The sequence below is a fragment of the Pedobacter frigoris genome, from assembly GCF_032678645.1.
Lineage (GTDB): Bacteria > Bacteroidota > Bacteroidia > Sphingobacteriales > Sphingobacteriaceae > Pedobacter > Pedobacter frigoris_A.
Genome location: NZ_JAVTSP010000008.1, coordinates 56,514 through 79,339, shown reverse-complemented (window position 1 = coordinate 79,339; position 22,826 = coordinate 56,514). Strand labels below are relative to the sequence as shown.

14 protein-coding genes are annotated in these 22,826 nt (G+C 40.1%); 10 read left to right on the top strand and 4 right to left on the bottom strand.

Translation table 11 applies throughout. The features are described from left to right. Positions 1-146: 146 nt before the first annotated feature. From pgl to R2Q78_RS20060, 4 genes are read right to left on the bottom strand one after another with little or no spacing between them, the layout of a single operon-like run. Positions 147-872 (bottom strand): 6-phosphogluconolactonase, encoded by a 726-nt coding sequence (gene pgl, locus R2Q78_RS20075; protein WP_316794345.1) that lies wholly within the window; start codon positions 870-872, stop codon positions 147-149. Beyond that, the gene (gene zwf / locus R2Q78_RS20070; RefSeq protein WP_316794344.1) at positions 873-2,384 is read right to left on the bottom strand and encodes a glucose-6-phosphate dehydrogenase; all 1,512 of its coding nucleotides are present in this window, start codon (positions 2,382-2,384) and stop codon (positions 873-875) included. Between the two features lie 26 nt (positions 2,385-2,410). Beyond that, positions 2,411-3,817, bottom strand: a complete 1,407-nt coding sequence (gene gndA, locus R2Q78_RS20065; protein ID WP_316794343.1) for an NADP-dependent phosphogluconate dehydrogenase — start codon at positions 3,815-3,817, stop codon at positions 2,411-2,413. A gap of 31 nt (positions 3,818-3,848) precedes the next feature. Then, on the bottom strand, positions 3,849-4,610 hold the full coding sequence (locus R2Q78_RS20060; RefSeq protein WP_316794342.1) for an ROK family protein: 762 nt from the start codon (positions 4,608-4,610) through the stop codon (positions 3,849-3,851). 687 nt (positions 4,611-5,297) lie between these two features. Between R2Q78_RS20060 and R2Q78_RS20055 the strand changes: the two genes are divergently transcribed. Genes R2Q78_RS20055 through R2Q78_RS20010 form a run of 10 tightly spaced genes read left to right on the top strand, consistent with a single transcriptional unit; the run spans position 5,298 to position 22,811 of the window. Continuing rightward, complete coding sequence (locus R2Q78_RS20055) at positions 5,298-8,291, top strand: SusC/RagA family TonB-linked outer membrane protein (protein ID WP_316794341.1); 2,994 nt, start codon at positions 5,298-5,300, stop codon at positions 8,289-8,291. Positions 8,292-8,319: 28 nt separating this feature from the next. Next, positions 8,320-9,870 (top strand): RagB/SusD family nutrient uptake outer membrane protein, encoded by a 1,551-nt coding sequence (locus R2Q78_RS20050; RefSeq protein WP_316794340.1) that lies wholly within the window; start codon positions 8,320-8,322, stop codon positions 9,868-9,870. Between the two features lie 17 nt (positions 9,871-9,887). Continuing rightward, entirely contained in the window at positions 9,888-11,105 is a 1,218-nt protein-coding gene (locus R2Q78_RS20045; protein ID WP_316794339.1) for a fasciclin domain-containing protein, read from the top strand. A 29-nt stretch (positions 11,106-11,134) separates the two neighbouring features. Then, positions 11,135-12,256: a DUF5007 domain-containing protein gene (locus R2Q78_RS20040; protein WP_316794338.1), complete on the top strand. Its 1,122-nt coding sequence runs from the start codon at positions 11,135-11,137 to the stop codon at positions 12,254-12,256. A 25-nt stretch (positions 12,257-12,281) separates the two neighbouring features. After that, positions 12,282-15,443: a SusC/RagA family TonB-linked outer membrane protein gene (locus R2Q78_RS20035; RefSeq protein WP_316794337.1), complete on the top strand. Its 3,162-nt coding sequence runs from the start codon at positions 12,282-12,284 to the stop codon at positions 15,441-15,443. Between the two features lie 24 nt (positions 15,444-15,467). Next, a complete protein-coding gene (locus R2Q78_RS20030; protein WP_316794336.1) occupies positions 15,468-17,087 on the top strand; it encodes a RagB/SusD family nutrient uptake outer membrane protein in 1,620 nt (539 codons plus the stop codon). 15 nt (positions 17,088-17,102) lie between these two features. After that, positions 17,103-17,879, top strand: coding sequence for a fasciclin domain-containing protein (locus R2Q78_RS20025; RefSeq protein WP_316794335.1), 777 nt, complete (start codon positions 17,103-17,105; stop codon positions 17,877-17,879). A gap of 28 nt (positions 17,880-17,907) precedes the next feature. Then, complete coding sequence (locus tag R2Q78_RS20020; RefSeq protein ID WP_316794334.1) at positions 17,908-19,515, top strand: DUF5008 domain-containing protein; 1,608 nt, start codon at positions 17,908-17,910, stop codon at positions 19,513-19,515. 31 nt (positions 19,516-19,546) lie between these two features. Further along, the gene (locus R2Q78_RS20015; protein WP_316794333.1) at positions 19,547-21,349 is read left to right on the top strand and encodes a DUF4983 domain-containing protein; all 1,803 of its coding nucleotides are present in this window, start codon (positions 19,547-19,549) and stop codon (positions 21,347-21,349) included. A 10-nt stretch (positions 21,350-21,359) separates the two neighbouring features. Continuing rightward, entirely contained in the window at positions 21,360-22,811 is a 1,452-nt protein-coding gene (locus R2Q78_RS20010) for a hypothetical protein (protein WP_316794332.1), read from the top strand. The last annotated feature ends 15 nt before the right edge of the window (positions 22,812-22,826 follow it).

The following is a 22,826-nucleotide window of genomic DNA, read 5'->3' as shown; positions in this document are numbered from 1 at the left end:
GGATTTTTTTTATTGTGTAACTATGTTGTTGAAAAAGTGCCCCTTGTTGTTAACGCTAGTCATCTCGAATGAAAAGAGATCTCTTGTTTGGAATCAGCATAATTCAAGAGATCTCTCAAGATGTCCGAGATGACTAGCGCCGTTGCCTAGCTGTCTAACAAACCAGCTGCTGCATCATCTAAAAACCAGGTGACATGACCATCAATTGGGTTGATCAATTGGGTAGGGTACAGGCTTGTATTCTTTTGCTCATCCTCAATAACGTGTTTTACTGCATTTGCTTTTCCTTCACCAAATACCAGGAAGGCAATGTTTTTTGCCTTATTGATCAGGGGTGCAGTAAAACTGATGCGGTAAGTAGAGAGCTTGTCTACATAAACCGAGTCTATTTCTACCTCTTTATTAGCTAGTATTTTTGTGCCGGGAAATAAAGATGCTGTATGGGCATCATCACCCATTCCTAATAGGATCAGGTCAAATGCCAGGTCGCCGCCTTTAAAGTGATTTAATATCGCTTTATGGTATTCTATGGCTGCTTTTTCGGGCTCCAGGGTAGTGTCAACATAAAAGATGTGATCTTCAGAGATATTTAGCGGAGCCAGTATCGCATTTTTAGCCATCAGGCCGTTATAACTTTCATGAGTTGGCGCTACATTGCGCTCATCACCAAAGAAGAAGAAGACTTTGCTCCAATCAATTTTATCTTTATAGGTGGTGGCCAGCAGCTCGTATAATGCCTTTGGAGAATTTCCTCCTGTAAGTACAAAGTTGAAACAGCCTTTTTGGCTGATCGACTGGTTTGCTATATTGACGATATAATCTATCAGGTCTTCAAATAATTCTGCCTGAGTTTTATAGATCAGTAAGTTCATTTAATCTTTGTTTAATGGAAGTGTAAACCAATGGAAGCCATCTCTTGCGATCAATGCTTCGGCATCTTCAGGTCCCCACGAATCTGCAGGATAGTTAGGGAAGCTCAGTGATTTTTTGGTTTCCCATGCATTGATAACCGGCATGAGCAGTTCCCAGGCAATCTCCACCTGATCGGCACGCATAAACTGCGTCTGATCACCAGTCATGACATCGAGTAGCAAAGTTTCGTAAGCTTCCGGAGACTCAGTAGTGTAGGTACCCTTGTAGTCAAACACCATATCTACCGGGTTTAACGTCATATCCAGACCAGGTCTTTTTCCCTGAACTTGCAGGCGGATACTCATTTCAGGTTGGATACTGATGATGAGCCTGTTTTGCTGCCAGTGTTCAGTAACGCCAGCAGGGAATACCTGATGTGGTACATCTTTAAACTGTATGGTGATCAGTGAAGAGGTCTGCGAAAGACGTTTACCTGTGCGTACATAGAATGGAATGCCTTTCCAGCGCCAGTTGTCCACAAAGAACTTGATGGCGGCGAAAGTCTCCGTATTGGACTCTTTATCGACATCCTTTTCCGAACGGTAACCTGCAACTTCATCGCCTTTAATCCAGCCTTTGGCATATTGCCCGCGTACAGTATTGAAGCGAATGTCTTCAGCAGAAAATGGACGCATTGCTTTCAGGACATCAACTTTTTTGTCTCTGATTTCATCCGCATCAAAGTTTATCGGGGTTTCCATACCAATGATACAAAGCAATTGTAGTAAATGGTTTTGAATCATATCACGCAGGGCACCAGATCCATCGTAGTAACCACCTCTGTCGCCCACACCCAGTTGCTCGGTAACCGAGATCTGTACATGGTCAATAAAATTCCTGTTCCACAGCGGCTCCAGGAAAGAGTTGGCAAAGCGGAAGGCCATGATGTTTTGTACGGTTTCCTTGCCCAGGTAATGATCGATGCGATAGATTTGTTTCTCTTTGAAACGCTCTTTAAGTAGCTCATTTAGTTCACGGGCTGTTTCCAGATCCTTACCAAATGGCTTTTCTACTACAATACGACAGTTGTCTTCATTTTCAGCCAGCTTGAATTTAGCCAGGCGTTTGGCTATAGGCGGGAAAAGGTCAGGAGATACCGCCAGGTAATAAATAATCTGGGTTTCCGGACCAAACTCATCCTTAAATTTATCTATGTTTTCTTTAAGCGTATCAAAAGATGCAGAATCCTTTACATCAACAGAGTTGTAATGGATATTTGGAGAGAAAGTATCCCATTTGTGTTTTTGTACTTTTCCGGTACGTGAAAAGCTATTGATACCTTCCATCAGGGTTTCGCGGAACTTATCATCCGTTAAAGGTCTTCTGGCGGTACCGATGATGGCAAACTTTTCAGGCATATATCCTTCGGCATACAGATTGTACAATGCAGGCGCCAATTTGCGCATATTTAAATCGCCTGTGCCACCAAAAATGACAATTATGGTAGGATTAAGGCTGATGCTAGTTTTCATTATTTTATTGTGTTTGCTAATTGAATTTAATTCCAGTCGGCGTGGAAAATACCTTCTTCATCTATACGTTCGAAAGTATGCGCGCCAAAAAAATCTCTTTGTGCTTGTGTTAAATTGAGAGGCGATTTATCTGTTCTGAGCGAATCATAGTAAGTCATTGCGGAAGCATAACAAGGGATGGCAATTCCATTAGCGATTGCTGTAATGACAATATTTCTGGTTCCCGGAATGATTTCTTTTAATTGCTGTTGGATGCTTTCGTCTGAGTACAGGTGCGGCAATTGAGGCTGTTTCTTGTAAGCCTGATAAATGTCTTCCAATAATTCAGCTCGGATGATGCAGCCACCACGCCAGATCTGAGAAATTTCTTTCAGGTTTAATTCATATTTAAACTCAACCGATGCCTGTTCAAGCAAGTGAAGCCCCTGAGCATAAGAGGTAATCATTGCGAAATAAAGCGCTTGTTCCAGGTTAGCTTCAAATTCCGCAGTATCTTTAATGGCAACAGGTTGATGTGGCAATGCTTTTGAAAGTGCTACACGTAATGATTTGAACTTAGAAAGATCCCTGGCGCTTACAGATTCATTGATGGTAGGAATGGGAAGTTGAAGGTCCATTGATACCTGCGAAGTCCATTTGCCGGTTCCCTTTGATTTAGCTTCATCTTTGATCATGTCCAGCAGGAAGTTACCTGTTTTTTCGTCTTTAACTTTAAAAATGTCACGTGTCACCTCCAATAAGAAAGACTTCAGACGACCATTGTTCCATTTTTCAAAGAGGCTATAGATTTGGTCATTGTTGTAACCCAATCCATTTTTCAGGATGTCATAAGTTTCGGCTAATACCTGCATCATTGAATATTCGATGCCATTATGTACCATTTTTACAAAGTGACCTGAAGCTCCCGGACCGATATAAGCTACACAAGGATCGCCATTTACTTTCGCCGATACGGCTTCAAGGATTGGTTTTACAGCGATGTAGGCTGCTTTGTCTCCACCCGGCATCATACTTGGTCCGAAACGGGCACCTTCTTCACCACCTGAAATACCCATTCCAAAGAAATGAATCCCTTTTTCAGAAAGTTCAATAGCCCGGCGGCTGGTATCTGTAAAGTGTGAGTTTCCGCTATCGATAATCATGTCTCCTTTTTCAAGCAGGGGAACAAGTTCCGCAATTACACTGTCTACAATTTTACCTGCAGGTACCAGTAGCATAATTCTTCTTGGCAATTCCAAACTCTGTACAAACTCTTCCAATGATTCAAAGCCTTTTAAGTTATGTGCTTTGCCATCTTCTTCAAGTTTCTTTAACATTTTGGGATCCTTGTCGTACCCAGTTACCTGAAAACCATTGTCGGCCATGTTCAGCAATAAATTGCGGCCCATGGTGCCAAGGCCAATCATTCCTAAAGTATATTTATTATTCATCATTCATTGTTATTGGGCATGAGGACATGCCTGTTTATTTTTGGGGATGTACAGTGTATACGTGATATTTTTCAGCTACCTGCCAAAGTTTAGCTCCGCCTTTAATACCATCTTTATTGGTTACCAGTTGAATGTTATGGTCCAAATCAAGTGTGATGTGTTTTGAATTGCCACCACCTATGTATAAGGTATCATAATTAAAAACTGTTTTGTAGATTTCAATGATGCGTTCCAGGCGTTCATTCCAATCCTTCTTTCCAATTTTATCTAAAGCCTTTGTACCGATATAGTCGTCGTAATCTTTGGTTTTTGTAACTGGCAGGTGGGCAAGTTCAAAATGGGGGAGTAGTTCCCCATCAAAAACCATAGCTGTTCCAAAGCCTGTACCTACAGTAAAAACAATTTCAAAACCTTTGCCGCTGACGATACCTAAAGCCTGCTGATCAGCATCATTAATCAGACGTACCGGTTTGCCAAAAAGGTTACTCACTTGCTGGGCGAGGTCAATGTTAGTCCATTTGTTTTTAGCCAGATTAGGGGCAGTTTGTACTTTTCCGCATTTCACGTATCCGGGAAATCCAATAGATATCTTGCTGAATTCAGCTTCCAGAGATGGAACCAGTTCCTTGATCACTGCAATTACCGCTTCCGGTGTAGAATCTTTTGGGGTTGGAATTTTTTTGAACTCGGAGATTAGTTCTCCATCTTGACTTAATATACAGGCTTTAATGCTTGTGCCGCCAATATCAATAGATAATACGTTGCTGCTGACTTCTTTTTTTTGTTTAACTGGCATGTCTGTTTTGGTGAAAGGGCCTGTCTGTTTTTATTTATACATCAAAATAACAAATTTTCATTCATTAAACTGGTGATATTATTGTTTTTATATATTAATAATTACTGAATAGTGATAAAAGGTTTGCTGTGATTGAGCAGTAAAAATAACAATAATGTATATATACTTTGTAGAGTAATCATTTAAAAGTACTATAACGTTATAGCGCAGGACAAAAGGGATAATATTTCACATGTTTATGTTAAAATAAGATTATAAAAAATTTGTAAAAAAAATGATGCAAAAGATTTGGATTATAACTTTTCTTTCGTATAATTGTTATAGATAATCGATTTAGCACCTAAAGATCGGTTAATCTGCAACCAAATAATTACCTAAATATAACCGAACTATGAGTCAAATCTTTACAAGAGCTAACGGGAGTGGGTTCTCACATCCTTTCAATTATCATTTTCAGAAACACAGTCAGTTGCTATCAAAAATTAAAGCTACAGCAGGGGTATCTATTTTTTTAGTTATACCTAGCTAAAACGTTTTAATTTATTTTAAGTTTTCTTGTAAATTTTTCTTCGGTGTACTTAAAAGGTATGCTGGGGTAGGAAGTATTTGCTTGATTTTTTAAGATGGTTCTGATATAAATACGATTAACAAAAAGATTTTCAATCAGTTAATACTTAATTGTCTGTTATGCGCATTATTGCAACTATAACTTTCCTGGGTGTTTTGTGTACGGCAACATACCCTTTCGGCAATACGGCTAGGTCTGCCTGTATTTCGAATAATCTCTCGTTCAATGAGAGCTTTCTGCAGCAAACTGATACGGCTAAAAAATCGGTAGATACAGGTATAGTAGGTATTGCCGGCTCTAAAAAAAGCATAGAGAAAAAAATGCAGTCTAAAGGCAATAGGCTGGATCCCAAAAAACTTTCTGTTTTTCCAGCGATGTCTTTACAGCAGTATCTAAAAGGGGAGTCTGCTGGTCTCTATGTTCAGGAGCCTTCAGGTGAACCCGGGACTGTTCAGCACATGTTTATCCACGGCACTTCACAGCCACTTTTATCGGCACGTGAGTTGTTTGCTACGCAGCCGCTGGTTGTTCTGGATGGTGTTCCTCTGGTGGGTGAGCATCCGTTTGCTTTTGATATTCAGCAGTTCAAATATGACAGAATAGGACCTGCTACGAATACGCTTGCAAATATTAATATGGCAAATATCAAGTCTATAGAGGTCTTGAAAGATCTGTCTTCGACTGCCATCTATGGACCCAAGGGCGCCAACGGAGTGATTTTAATTACTACAAATGCACCCGGTACCAAAAGAAGGATTACGTTTGACAGTTATGTTGGGTTAGCTCAGCCAAATTCTGTTACTACGATAAATGGAAAATTTGAGAATGATTTCAGAAGGCAGTTCTATAATAAATACACCGCCAACGGTAATTACTCAGAAAATGATGTTTATCCTTTATATTTAAGTGATTCATTAAATAATGCTTTTTATGGCGCTTCTAACTGGACTGATGAGTATTATAAAAGCGAAGTTGTTTACGGTGTAAACGCCAGTATCTCAGGTGGTACAGAACGGGCCAACTTTAGATTTTCGCTGGGAACGCTTCGCAGCGGTGGGGTAGCGGATGATACAGGCGCAGATCGATACGATACCAGATTCATCATCAATATGAAACCCGTTAGCTGGTTTACTGTGAGCGCAATGGTAAATGCCAATCAGGTCATGCGTCAGCGCAATAGAAATGTTCGCGACAGGCTTTCGCAAGTGAATTACATTCCTGATTTAAGTTCGCCAATTGCTCCTAATAAGGATTACTATAGTTCTTATCTTTCAGAGTTCAATAAAGGCTTTGATAAAAACAAAACCAACATCATCGAAGGTTACGTAAAACTCGGTGTTAATCTGGGTAAGTTTAATTTCATCAGTACGCTTGGCCTGGACTATAATGAGGGTACGAGGGATATTTTCTTTGCGAGAACGTTGTTGCAAAGCACCAATTATGCATCCAACTATTATGGTTATAATCAACGTGCTACCATCGACAACGTTGCAACTTATGATTATGATTTAAATGAAGATCATAAATTCAATTTTTCAGCAGGAAGTATTATCCAGTATGATAAATACAGATACAGCTATGCTTATGCATATAAAGGAAGTAATGACTTCATTAAACTTAACCTGCTGGAATCTGATCCTAATAATGGCAATTACCTACAGCCAACGGTATTCAGAAGAGAACTGGTATATAAGTTTTTAGATAAAACGAGAAATAACCAGGTTTCATTTTATGGAAAAGCGGATTATACTTATAAAGAAAAGTATAGTTTTTCAGCTATTTTACGTGGTGATGCATCTTCTAATCAGCAGCCTACGAACCGCTGGTTTTATGCACCTGTGTTCTCTGCAGGATGGGACATTAAGAAAGAGTTTCTGGCAACCAATAGTACCGTGTCATCTCTTAACTTAAGAGCAAGTGCAGGAAGAATGGGACGATACGAAAACTTCGATAATTATGCTCAGGGTCCTCAGTATACTGCCTTTATAGGTTTTACGGGAAATCTTATAACTCCTGGCTATAACGGTTTTGCAGTGCTAAATCGCCCTTATACTGCAGGATCAGTTGGCTATGACTTAAAGTGGGCCTATACCGATCAGGCATCTTTAGGTATCAATGGATCTTTCTTAAATGACAGAATCACTGCAAGTGTAGATGCCTATTTTAAAGAAGATAAAAATATGCTGCTGGGAGTTCCTTCAGGAGCTGAGTATGGTTATACATCAGTTATAAAGAATGGTATGGCTATCAGAAATACTGGGTTAGATGTTGCCATTAGCGCAAACATCCTGCCTGCTGAAAAACTGTTCTCATGGAATTCTTCCATCAACCTGAATTTTAATCAAAATAAATTGACTGCATTGCCTGGTGGACTGAACCAGCTGATCATTGGAGACAGACTTTTAAAAATAGGTGAAGCAGTAGATCGCTATTGGGTATTGACCAATGAGGGGATTTACAATACTGATTCTGAAGTTCCGGTAAATTCCGGAGGATACAAGCTGAGCTATAATGGCATTGGTTTAAAAGCAGGGGATCCAAGATGGAAAGATCTAAATGGCGATGGAGCAATCAATAATGAAGACAGGACATTAACAGGTCATGCCTTACCTCTGGTATCAGGTGGTTTCAACAACGACTTCAGCTATAAGAAATGGACATTAGGATTGAATTTCTATTTCAATCTGGGCCGCGAACTGGTAAACCAGGAGATGGCAAACAGATTTGACTTCGTAAACCGTGAAGGTCAGAACAACATCAATTCGGTAAGAGAAATCACTTTTTGGGAGAAGAGAGGAGATTATTCTAAATATCTGCTTTACAACCCATGGAGCTCTGTAGCACCATATCAGGCTAACCAGGATATTTTTGTAGAAAATGCTTCTTTTTTAAAGCTACGCACGCTATCGCTTACTTATGACCTTACTGAGTTCTTTAAAAAGAAAGCAGCAAATGTTCAAAAGTTCCAGGTTTATGGAAGTGTTCACAACGTGTTTACATTAACCAAGTATACAGGACAAGATCCTGAACTGGTAAGCTATACCGGTTATGATACAGGATATGGAATGCAGATTCCAAGAACATTCACCCTGGGTGTAAAAATGGATTTTTAGTGTTTGATCATAGATAAAAACAGAAGAAATGAAAAAAATAATTTTGCTGGGCCTTATTATTTCTAGCTTGTTTGCAGGCAGCTGCAAGAAAGCTCTGGATATTAACTCGACAAGAGTAGTGAATGAAAATAACTACTGGAATACACTGGAAGATGCCAGGGCTGCGATAATGGGTGTGTATGGTTTAACAAGAGCTGCATTGGCCGATAATAACGGCCACTGGATCTATGGTGATGTACGCATGGGGAATTTTGACAGTCCTAACCGTCAGGATCTGAAGGCTGTTATAAAAAATGACCTTAATGCTTCCTATCCGGTTGTAGAACAGTTGTCTAACTGGAGAAGATTTTATGCGATCATCAATGCCGCTAATATATTCCTGGAACGTATTAAAGAAGTAAAGGCAAAAGACGCCAGATATACCGAAAACAATATGGTTGTGGATATGGCACAGGTTCGTTTCTTAAGAGCCTTCGCTTATTTCTATATGATCAGGATTTGGGGCGATGTACCATTTATCAGCTCATCAGATGATAGTAGTTTTGAAAACAGACCCAGAACTGATCAAAAGGCCATACTTGAGTTTGTACAATCTGAAATGGTTGCAGCGGCAGAGGTATTACCTTATCGCTACAGTGTAAATGACATACAGCAACCTGGAAATTACTACAACGAGGGAAGCGGCAGATGGGATGGTGCATTGGTTAGGAAATTATCAGCTTATGGTGTACTCGCACACGTAGCTGCGTGGCAAGGTAAGTACGTTGATGTCATCAACTATTCGAAAATTGTGTTAAATGATTATGGGAAAGCATCGATGGGTTATGTTTCTACTCAGGACTTAACAGATCGTCAGGGTCTTTTTTATGATAAGAAATCTAATCAGCTACTTGCTTTTGGTTTTGTATTTGGCCATCAGGATGCAACCTATGTAGGTAATATTGAATCTTTGACATTGGCTGAACCAGTGGTGAACAAGAACATCCCGGATATTTTTGTTCCGAAGGATTCGATCTTATCCATATTTAAAGAAACCAATGATGGCCGTTTCAATATAGACACGACTGGTATTACCCATTCACAGCTTTATTTTACAAACTTCGCGGGAAGGTATCCTATCTTCAGTAAGATCAAGTGTATTCAGGGTGGGTCAACAGATCCGACATTCAGGATTTTCTCCAGCGCTATTTTATTTACAAGGTTAGAAGATATCACTTTGTTAAGGGCTGAAGCATATGCTGTGCTGGGAGAAACAACTTTAGCAACAAACGACCTGAACCTGGTAAGACAAAGGAGATATAATGTTGACCATATGGGTTTGCAGAATTCGAGTTCAACCGACTACGTTGCTTATTCACCTGTTCAGCACGGTACTTTGATTGAGGCCATCTTTAAAGAGCGTCAAAAGGAATTTATGGGTGAAGGCATGCGCTGGTATGATCAGATCAGGTATCATAAAATAAAACAGAATAACCCTGCTTTTTTGCATTTGATAGAAACCGGAGGTATTTACTGGCCTATAGCAAAAGAATTGCTGGCTCAAAACCCATTGTTAAAACAAAATCCATTTTGGAAGTAATCAAAGTATAGATAGAGATGAAAAAATCAACTTTTTTTGGTAAATGTTTGCTGGTGCTTGCATTTGCTGCACTCACATTTCAGATAGGATGTAAGCGTGAAGAAGGCTTTTATGATACTTCGGATATTGTTAATCAGACAAATTTAGATACTTATGAGTATTTGAAAAGCAAACCTGGGGTTTATGATTCTTTGTTGTTTTTAATCGATAAATTAAACATGCAGAGCATCTTAAAACAAGAACAGGTGACATTGTTTGCTCCGTCAAACTCAAGCTTTCAAATCGCCATTAAAAATTTAAATGATGTACGCAAAGCACAGGGTAAAACTGCTATTTATCTGAATGATATTGCGGAAGGTGTAAAGCCGGGCATGACGAATAAAGAAAGGCCTAAAGCCATTGCAGACAGTTCACATTTAGATACGATGGTGTCGAGATACATCATCAAAAAATTGTTTGTAGCAAATGATTTTGCGGTAGGTGACGGGCAGACAGTCTATAGTGTAAGGGGAGATTACCCTATGCACGGAGTCCGTGCTTTCGCTGATGCTCAGGGATGGCAAAATGGTGGTTCTGCTATTATAGAATTTGCCAACACCAAGCGCAGTATTTTTGTACCAAACTGGTCTAAAACAACCACAACTTCGGTAAATATAAAAACGAAAAACGGGATTGTACACCTGCTAAGGCCTGATCATGTCTTCGGATTTGATGAATTTGTGAACCGCCTTACATTAATCCCGCCGCCACCAAACTTGTTTACTTACCCTACAGGTGGAATCTGGTTTATAAAATGGGACGATGTAAATACTGTCGACGGAAGTATCAGTCCGGGTGAGAAGTTCATCAAGGTACTGGACAATAACTTTCAGACTAAAATGCTCAATAATTTTAGTTCAACCAATAAAATCTATATGAACTGGATACCGAGTGAGCCCAAAGTAGCCAATTCTTACACCATTACGTCTGCAAATGACAGCAAGACCTATCTGGACAGGGATCCAAAGGCATGGAGGCTGGAAGCTACGAATGATCCGGTGACCGGAACTCAAAATTGGGTGCAGCTTGACATCCGTCAGGATCAGAAGTTTACCACAAACTACCAGCAAAAAATCTTTGATTTTGTAAATACAGTTCCATACAAACAATACCGTCTGGTCTTCTTGCAAAATAATGGAGGTAACACAATTCAAATATCTGAGTGGACAATGAATTTAAGGGAAATATTTAATTAACCGCTAAGACAGATTTAAATAGTAATATTATGCAAGACGCAACAAAATATAAAGTTTTAATATTGTTAACTGCAGTAATCTCCTTTACGGGATGCAGAAAAGTATTTGACCTTCCGGAAGAAGTAGATTACCTGAGTACAAAGGCAGATTACAATACCAAGATCTTTACACCAAGACTGGGAAGAACATCTGTAACAACAAATGCATTTAATCCGGATGCATCCAGTTTCCCCATGACCTTCACGATTCAAAATGCAAGATTTGGCGATGGAAGGGATGCAAGTGATATGATGGCCGTAAAGCCTACATTGATCTGGGCTTCTGAATATACCGGTCAGGAAAAGACCCTGGCGGAAATAGAAAGCAAAAGAAGGATTGAAAACAGACCGATGGTTGAGCTTCGCGGATCGGGCGATCTGATCATGTGGTACACTGCAACAAGGGATCTCCTTAAGCCAAGTGATTCAGTAGTATATCCTCAGGACATCCGGTACTTCGATGTGAAAATCTCGAATTCAGGTGGTTCCAGGGTGATTAAGAATTTGCAGATCATCCCGCGTATAGATGTTCCTTATGAGCCTAGTGATGATTACAATACCATTAATGGTAAGCCAAATACCACTACGCCAGGCGGCAAAGTAAGGGTGTTTAATTACCCATCAATCAGTGGGATAAAAGGCGCTACAACAAATGTTGCCATGAATGATCCTAAGAACCCAACCACTGGCCGTGTATACTTATACATCAGAAAATTCTCTAATGACGCCAATGGTCACAGGTTGAGATTCAAGTTTTTGAACAAAGACTCTGTTGCCATGAATCCTTTACTTTTCAATGAAACTAAATGGCTTGAGCAAGTACACGGATTTAATGAAGCGGGTACAGAGCTGGGTTATAAGATGACTACTGAATATGTAGAATATAATGTGGCCTATCCCATCCCTCTAGCAAGGATACCAACAAGGTTTACCGCCGGTGGCCCTACCGGATCAGGCGACATGGCCCACGTAGAATTTGCCTTCTCGAGAGTTGGTTTTGGTGGAGTCAGAGAGTTCGGAAAGCTATCCAAAGACTTTAAAATTTATGAAAAGGGTGATTGGGAAATTGTATTCCACTTTAAAGACATCAACCCTAAGTTTGATAACGACTAGAATCCTAATGATTAAAATTAATACGATGAGAAAACACATTATTTTGCTATCAATTTTTTTCAGCTGCATGTTTTTATGCGAGGATTTGATGGCGCAAGCTAAGAAGATAACACTAACGGGTACCGTCCTTGATGCAGATACTAAATTACCAATGGTAGGCGCTACAGTAGCTTCAGGTACGCCAAGAAGGGTAGTTGTGGTAGACAGTAAAGGGAAATACAGCATTGTGGTAGATGAGGGTGCAGCGGTTATATTTACTTACGTTAGTTATGAACCAAAATCAGTTACACTTTCTCCGGGTCAGACCGTATTGAACGTAAATCTGCAGGAAGAAAAAAATAACATGAAAGAGGTTGTAGTACGTGGTTATGTAAAAAGAACCCGTGACCAGACAACAGGTTCATCTGCATTGGTTTCCCGTAAGGAGATTCAGGATGTACCGGTTGGTAACGTTGAACAGCTTTTACAAGGAAAAGTAGCCGGATTGAACATCCAGAACAATACAGGAGCCCCCGGTATGCGTGGTACTGTAAATATCCGTGGTCTTTCTACGATTGCCACTACAGGATCAGGAGACGATGCTTTCTTACAGCCAACATCACCGTTGTATGTAATTGACGGTGTGCCGATGGATGCAGATAAAGCGTCCGAATTTGGATTTGACCAGCAAGGACCCGGAGTAAGTCCGCTGTCTCTGATTCCTCAGGAAGATATTGCGAGCATTGAAATCCTGAAAGATGCTACAGCAACCGCCTTATATGGGTCAAGAGGTGCTTATGGTGTGATTTTGATCCAGACCGTAAGGGGACAATCTGAAATTCCAAGAGTGATCTATACCTCTAACTACTTCGTGTCAACCGTACCTAAACTACGTGAAACTTATGGAGGTACGTATGAGCGTAACTTTAAGCTTGACCAGATTTTACGTTACGGATTAACAGATGACATCTACAGGATAACAAATACGCCGTTTTTGGCAGATAGTTTAAGTGCTTTTTATAATAACTCTACTGACTGGCAGGATATTTTTTATTCCAACAGGTTTAACATGACGCATAACGTTTCTTTGGACGGGGGAGATGCCAAATTCAATTACAAAACGAATTTAAACTACTTTTCTCAGGACGGTATCGTTGAGAATACCGGTTTCGAAAGATACAGTTTGAATATGAATATGGAGTTCAAACCTTCACCAAAGCTCAGCTTTTTCGGATCTATCAGAAGCTCCATCGGTAATGTGAAATCCGGTAGTGGTAGCGGTGTGTTACAAAGAGTAGTTGACGACAGTGGTCAAAGGTCTTCATTATTACCTGGCCCATCATTCTTATTGGCTACCAGTGATGTTTTGACCACGCTTCAGATCAGAGAGAGTGCTGGTCCAAAAAACATAACTGCAAATATGACTGCGAGTTATGATTTGTTGCCTGGTTTAAATATTGGAACTTCAGGTAATTATGATTATACGATAGAATCTAAAGATACATTCTTACCAGCTGCGGCAAATTCACAGTTTGCACGTGTATATAATTATTACAGTTATAGTTCTACGTTATACAACCGTAATAACATATCCTATACAAAGTCGGTTAACAATAACCACAATTTCTTTGTAAACATATTCTCGGAGATCTACATCAAAAAGAATCAGGAAAACATTACTCAGATTGAGCGGTCTCCAAATGATCAGTTTGAAGGTCCTTTGGGCTATGATGGTTACAACTCAAAAGGGGGTGGTGTATTGACCAGCTTCAGAGATTTGAAACAGGCTTCACTGGCAGCTGCTTTTACCTATGATTATAAAAAGAAATATATTCTGGATGTTACTTACAGGATAGATGGTTCTTCGGCAAGTGGTCAGTTAGATCCTTATTCAAAGAACCCTTCTATTGGTCTTCGCTGGAACTTTGCTAAAGAGGATTTCCTGAAAGGCACTGCTAACTGGTTGTCTTATGGTTCACTTAGGTTAACAGCAGGACAGAATATCTTCCCTCAGGGTAATCTTGTTGATATTTATGGAAGATATAATCCTTATGGATTTTACAACAACGCTGCCCGCGTAGGTATTGACTATGGTCAGATTCCCAATCCATTCTTAAAGGCCAAAAAAGTATTGATGTATAACCTGGGTGTTGATGCCGGCTTCTGGGATGGTAAACTGGATGTCGTTTTTGAGACTTACTTCAAAAAAGTTGACAATGAGTTATTCGATAACAGGCTGTCAAATACATTAGGCTTTGGTATCTATAAAAGTAATGGCGCAGCATTAGCGAATTACGGATATGAGCTCTCATTGTCCAGCAGACCTTTGTCAAAAAACAGCGCTTTTCAATGGACATTCTCTATTAACGGAGCTTTGAACTATGACGTATTGACAAGATTGCCCGAAGAATACAATGGTCAGTATATCGATTTCGTAGATCAGGATGGTATTGGTCAGTACATTGCTAAGAGGGTCGGCAGAAACTCACTGTCGAACTACCTGTTTATTAACCAGGGTGTATACGGTTCTACAGGTAGTGTACCTGTTGATCCCGTGACCGGATTGAGAATGAGAAATGGAAGCTCCGGAAGTTATCTTAACTCATACGAAGGAGGAGATGCGATCATCTGGGATGCAAATGGTGATTATGTAATTGATAACAGAGACAGACAGGTGACAGGTAATACCCAGCCATTGATTACGGGTGGTATTACCAATACATTCCAGTACAAAGATTTCTCTTTAAACTTTTATGCATCCTATACCGCAGTACGCTCCATTCTGAACAATGCATTGTCTAAGCGATTGCTGTTGCTGGGTGATCCTTTTGGAACTAAGACTGTACCTCCGGCCGGAAGCTTAGATATTTGGACCGGTCCCGGAGATACTGATGCGACTTATGCGAATGCATATGATTATGAGCATGGCCGTTACATGGGCAACTTCAGATACGAACAATCTCTATGGCAGGAGAGTGGCAGTTATCTTAAAATCAACCAGGCTACCCTAGCTTATACCTTTAAGAAAAAGCTGGCGAAAAGAGTAGGTGTAAACGGAATAAGAACATATATCTCATCAGCAAACTTAGTTACATTCTCTCCTTATTCAGGACCAAACCCAGAGAGCGTAACCAGTTTGGGTAAAGATTTATCAAGTGGCTATCCAAATCCACGTACATATACCCTTGGTTTTAACGTAACATTTTAATTGAAGTCACAAAATAAATAAGACATGAAAAAGATTACTATTTGCTTATTAATTGTGTTAAGTGCTTCACAATTTAGCTGTAAGAAATTCCTGGACATCACGCCGATTGATAAATTGACAGGAAATAATTTTTATCGCAGCGCAGATGATATAGAAAGTAACATCACAGATATGTATGGTAGGTTATTTGATAAATATACCAAAACATCTTTTGCGGGTGCCACAGGAGAGTTTCGTTCAGGCGAAGCGATACCAGCTGTACAGGGTGGCGAGCTTAGAAGAGGGATCAGCCGTCTTGGCGGTCACACCAGGCAAACTCCTGATCCAAGAGGTGTTACCGATAAACAAGTAATACCAGAAACATCGATCGACGACAGGTTATTATTGGAAGCCGTACAATCCGGGCGCTCCTGGTCTAGTTATAACTTTGGAGATTTAACCGTATGGAATGAATATTACCAGGTAATTCAGGCTGCCAACCTGTTGATCAGTAAAGTTGAAGAAGGAATTCCGGCACTAACAGCAGAACAGTCTAAACGTTATGTTGCAGAAGGAAAATTTATCAGGTCATTCTGTTATTTTCAGATGGTTCGTCTTTACGGAGATGTGGTTTATTACACTACTGCTTATCAGAAAGATCCACTGCCAAGGGAAAATATGGTGACTGTGGTCAATAAATGTATTGCTGACCTGAAAACAGCGAAACCTGATATTGTATGGACCATGAATGATCCTTCTCTGCGTGGGGTTAGAGCTTCCAGAGGGGCAATAGTAGGTTTGCTAATGAATCTTAACATGTGGAATGCAGGTTTTGATCCGGCTAATAAGAATAAATATTATGAGGAAACAGCAGCCCTGGGTGATGAACTGATCAAAAGCAATGCTTTCCGTCTGCTTCCTATTACCGAATGGGCTACAGTAGCCAAAGGCCGCTCTGAAGAAAGTCTATTTGAATTGTTTAGAACACTCAACTATAACGACGCTGACAACCCATTTGCGCAGGCAAACCCATTTTCTCCGTTTGCGGATGTGTTTATTCACTTCCCTTATAAACAACCGGAGTATACACACAGATACAGCAATGCCGTATTTACTGAATTGTATATGAAAAAACTATATCCTGACGAAGGAGATGGCCGATTGAACTATTGGTTTGTTTCACCTTTCGATCAGAATGCAGAAACATTCCAATTGAAGAAATTTGCTTACAACACATTTGTTGATGCCAGTAATCCGGGGCTGGATATAAATCCTGACAATAGCTATTTAATCATGCGTTATGCTGATGCGATTTTACTTCGCGCCGAAGCTCTGGCAGAATTGGGTACCCAGGACGAAGAGGCAACAAAGATGCTGAACATGGTTAGGGATCGCGGACGTGCAACACTTTTTCCTAATGCCGTTGGAGATACAGATTTAAAAGATGCCATATTCTGGGAACGTGCTAAAGAATTGATGGGAGAAGGTACCCACTATTTTGATCTGGTACGGACAAAAAGGGTGCTGAATAAATTGTATACAGATAATCCGCTGACCTACGATAAGTTTAACCGGGGAGGATGGACTTGGCCGATCGACCCATCAGCTTTAAATAACAATCCATACATGTCATTGAATGAATATTGGATAGGTACCGGACTTTAATAAATTGATAAGCACATGAAAAATATTATAAAAAAATACATTATACCTATCACAGCATGTTCTGTTTTGCTGATGTGTACCATTTCTTCCTGTTCCAAAGATGAATATTATCAGGATGGAGGTAAGGCAGATCCGGTTTTTAACGGCACAGTAATGCAGTACCTGCAATCCAATGCAAAATTTGATACCATAGCTCAGATTATTAAACTGGCGGGAATGGAAGACGTTTTTAATAATGAAGAGATTACCTTCTTTGCGCCAACAGATGAAGTGATCAGACGTACAATCGGCCTGGTAAATTCAAATCTGCCAAATGTGAGTAACCGGTTGAATCAGCAATTGTTCAACGCCAATAAAGACACGATAAAAGTCCTGTCTGACATACCTGGCGATATCTGGAAAAAACACCTGATGAAATACATATTCAAAGGTAAGCTCAGATTAAAAGATTACCCTCAAATTGATTTTAACCTGAGGGCACTCTATCCGGGAGGTTATTATTTCAGCTACAACAGTGACCTTTCCAATATAGGGGTCGTTTATAATTCTTCAAATAATGTGAAGTATACCGGCTACAGGCAGCTCAGTATCGCTAATCTTCCTGACCAGTCTAATCCTCAGGTTTATTACACAGCAGCTGTCTCATCTTCAGATATACAGCCAAAAAATGGAGTAGTACATGTACTTGCCGTATACACCGGAAACGCCATAGGAGAGCTCTTCCCTGACGAAGGTGCGAACAGGTTTGGCCTTGGATATGAGTTTGGCCAGGATGTTCTTTTAAACAGATAAGGATTGATAACAGAAAAATAAAAGTATTATGAAATTTAAATATACCGGATTGTTTATTGTCATCGCAGGGTTGCTTTTAAGTAGCTGTAAGGACGATAAGACTGTGTTTGAAAATCCTTATGACGGCGGAAAAGCACCATTGGGGATCATCACAAACGCACAGCAGATACCTGTTCCAGCAGCTGGATATGCAGGTACCGAAGTAACCATTACAGCAACGGGGCTGGTGCAGCATAAAGCCAACCTGAAATTTTTGTTTAACGGACAGGAAGCTGAAATAGTTGAGGTTACTGAAACAGGAATTAAAGTAAAAGTTCCTATCAAGGCAAGTTCCGGAGTAACATCCTTTGTTGTAAACGGACAACTGGTTTTCGGTCCTGTATTTACTGTAATGGGTAAGGTAACTATAGATCCAACCTATGTGGCCATAAATGGAACAAACGGAGCTGTAAACAGTGCATTTATACTGCCTGATAATAACATCATTTTACTGGGTGGTTTTACAAATTACAATAATCATGGTGCTGTAAGAGAACTCAGAAGAATTGTAAGAACATTTCCTAACGGAACCTGGGACAGGTCATATTTATCAGGTAATGCGTCAAATGGTACTTTATCAAGTATGGCAACATTGAATGGCTGGAGCTATATCGCTGGTGGATTTAGCGGATATGCACAGCGTGGGGACATCAGTAATATTACCAGGATTTCAGCGGCTGGAGTTATTGATACCGTGCAGGCAACGACATACACTTTAAAAACAAAGAACGTTCCTAAATTTAACGGGGGTGTTACCGGATACATCCGTAGTCTGTATAGTTTCGGAGGCAAGCTGGTGGCCACAGGTGATTTTACCTATTATGTTAAACGCAGATATGATATCAATTCCTATAAATATCAGGACAGCACGGCTATAGATAGTTCTGAGGTTAGACAACTCGTAAGATTTCATGAAAGTGGAGAACTTGATTCTACATGGAGATATGACCTGAATGCAATAGGATATAAAGGCAAAAAAGGGAAGAGCTGGGCAGGTGGAAACGGGAGGTTATTTTCATTGATGCACGCTGATGGGAAGTTATTGTGTTATGGACAGTTCAATAAATTTGATGATGCTGCAGCAGGATATATTGTAAGGTTAAATCCAGATGGAACCATTGACCCTACTTTTACCCCTGGTACCGGGGCTAATGATTATATCGATCACGTGAGCTACAGTCCTGAGCTGAACAAATACATTGCTGTAGGCAGATTCAGGAGCTTTAACGGAAAGGAAAGCAAAAACATGGTTTTACTGAACTATGATGGTACCGTAGATCAGACATTCGCACCTAAGGTTTTCATTGGAGGGGCTCCGTATTTCGTGAAATTGCTTAAAGACGGACTGGCAGTTGTAGGCGGTGATTTTAAATCATACGATGGCGTGGTGAGAAATGGATTCCTGATTCTGGATAAGACAGGGAACCTTGCAGAGGGGTACAATACGACGGGTAACGTCGTAGGTTCTCAGGCCAAGTTTAACGATATCTATGAGACAACTTCAGCAGACGGAAAACGTGCACTTTTAATCATGGGGCAGTTTAACGTGTTTGACAATAAGCCAATTAACAATATCATCAGAGTAGTATTAGAGTAGGGGTATGAAAACTAAATATAAATTGAAAGGTATGAAAACACTTAAAACCAGGTTCATGGGGGCTTCATTTTTCGTATTGGCTCTATTAGGCGCATGTAACAGCGACTTTGATAAAGTCATTCCGGAATCTCCTGAGCTTAATTCCAACATAAAATATAAAAAACCAAAAGTGCTTTACATCATTGCTGACGGAGCAAGGGGCACGTCTGTAAGAGATGCTGATATACCCGTGCTTAAGTCGCTAATTGCGAAGTCTATATATACATGGAACTCATTGGCAGATTTAAATGGTACGGATGCGACCAACTGGACGGACATGATGACGGGTGTGAAAAAGGAAAAGCACCTGGTTTTAACTGAAGACTTTGCAGACAATAAACTCGCAGATTATCCTGTGGTGTTTCAACGTATCAAGTCGATCAATCCTAACATCAGGGTTGCCTCATTTGCTTCATCAAGTGTCTTTAAGGATAAATTGACAACCGGGGCAGATGTTTCTGAGTCATTTGGCAACAATGATGAAGCGGTCAAGGTCCGTATGGTTGATTTTCTAAAATCGGATACGGCCTCATTTGTGATCGGACAGTTTTCGGGAATCAATTTAGCAGGTAAGGCTTCCGGATATGATAACTCTTTTACAGCCTACAAAACAGCTATAAAGGATTTTGATACACGTGTGGGGGAGATCATCAATTCTGTAAAAGCCAGGTCTACTTATAAAGAGGAAAACTGGCTGATCATCATCACTTCAAACAAAGGCGGGCAATTTGCATTGCCTCCGGCACAAGATGATAAAACGATATTCAGCAACATGAATGTGAATACTTTCACAATGATTTACAGTGAGTCGATCAAACAGACTTTCATAGCCAAACCTTTCCTGGGAAATTCCATTTCAGGTAATGCAGTGACTTTTTTGGGAGATCCTGAAAAGACAGTTGGTTTAGTGAGTCCGGCATTGTCTGCAAATTTTAATTTTGGTGATACGGCAAGTTTTACCATCTCAGTAAAAATCAAAAAAGGGAAAAACCCAACCAACATTTCAAGAGGAGATTATTATTATGAGTGGCCTTCTATATTGGGTAAGAAAGCGACAAGCGGCTGGGGAGATGGTCAGGGGCCTGGCTGGGAATTTAGTTTGCTTCAGAACCGCTGGAGGTTCTTTATCTCCGGTGGTACAGACTTTAGAAATGGATATGAAATCAATGGGTTGGAATTCAGCGGAGATACATGGCATGATCTGACTGCAGTTGTGGAGCGTAAACCTGACGGTAAAAAATATGTGAGAGTTTATACTGACGGGGTTTTGGGAGTTACCAATAATGTGGGGGTGACTGGTGTTGGTGGCTCGATTCCAACACCTGCAGCAAAAGAGGTAGAATTACCGGGTAAGCCAAATTTCGATAACAATGCGCAACTGAGGGTAGGATATACAGGTGGAGAGATCAATGGCTCTTTTGGTAAGATCAATGTACAGCTCGCAGAATTTAAAATTTGGAAAGCAGCGCTTCCTGATGCGGTTGTTAAGCAATACGCCTGTGATCCATCCATGAACGTAAGTCATCCTTATTATGCAAATCTTCTAGGATACTGGCCTATGAATGAAGGATCCGGAACAAAGTTGGCAGATAAAGGGCCTTTTGTTGCAGATTTTACACTTCAGGGCACGTATACATGGAATAGCTTTACAAGTCTGGTATGTTCACCTAACAACACAAATCTTTCAAATCTGGTTCCTAAGAACTCAGATCTTCCTGCTCAGATCTTAAGTTGGTTTAATATTGCACTTCAGGACAAATGGGCTCTGGATGGTAAAGTTTGGATAACAAATTAAAATGAAAATCATGAAAAAGATATTTATTCAATTGCAGTTGGTATTTGTGGCCTTGACTGCAATATTAATTTCATCATGTGAACGTGAATCCTTAGATAATGTCCTATCAAAGGAAACTTATCCTGGTGTAAATGTTTCACTGACTAATAAAACAGAGATAGGTACAGGAAGTTCATTCACTTTGAATGGGTTGGAACTAAGAGTTCCTGTTACATTGAATTTTTCTGCTGCGACAACACGTGCATTTACTGTTCAGTTGCAATCTAAAACAGATACCATTGCCCAATTAATTACAGCAGGCCAGTTGCCTGTTGGTACAGTTCCCCTTATTGAGGGAGTATTTAAGGTGCCACCAGTTTTGAACGTTCCTATAGGCGTTAAGAGCTTTACATTTGAGGTTATTGTCAGCAGATCTTTTCTTGAGATCCAATATGGCAAAATGATCGCATTAGTAGTAAAGATTGAAAATCCATCGAAAGGAAATACTATAGAAGAAGGGAAAAATGCAGCAATTCTGGTGATGAATACCAGTCAGCTTATCGACGAGGCATCTGTTCACACCATTTATTTCGGTACCGGAAATATGATCTTCAATGTACCTTCTGCAAACAATTTTTCTAAAGGTTCTGAGGAGGTTACCATTAGCGTACCAATCCAGTTGCAGGGACAGGTGGGTGCGGAGTTTACTGTCGATGCTGTAACTGCTCCCGATAGTGTAACCAAATACATCAATAATGGAACATTGTCAAATTCAGTATTGTATCCTGCAGCAAATTTTTCAGTGGTGAACAGTAAAGTAAGATTTGAACCAAATAGCAGTAAAGCAACTTTAACTATAACTACCAAGATATTGAAATTACTTTCGGTAACGAATAAAATGCCGACTATAGCCATCACATTAAAGAATCCAAGCAAGTTCCAGGTTGCTCCCAAACTGCACACAGTTTATCTGGTGATAGACCAGGGTGCATTCAGGTCTTATTATGATACACCATTTCTGATTAAAGGAGCTATTAATGCGGTATCTGATCCCATATATGCCGCCTATTATGATTTCGGCGGTGAGGGTATAGCTTATCATGATGATAATGGCAAATCTGGTGATGGTAATTGGAGGATTCCTGATATGGTAGATGTATCGGGTGATTATAATCCAAGGACTGCAATTGGATGGACTGCGGCTAATGAGTGGGTAACCTATACAGTTTATGTAGAAGAGTCAGGTACTTATGAAATGGACATGTATTTTGGAGCCAGCAACAGCAATGGAAAATACAGTGTATTTATGGATAACGTTGACATCAACGGCGGTATAAGAGCTTCTCAGAATACAGGAGCGCACAATAACCAGAAATCACACCTATCTACGGTTACACTGACGAAAGGCAGACACATATTCAAGGTGTTCTTCAATGGAGGCGATCCGGATTACCGAGGTACAATCTTTACAAGAAAAAGTTAAATTGTTTATACAAGC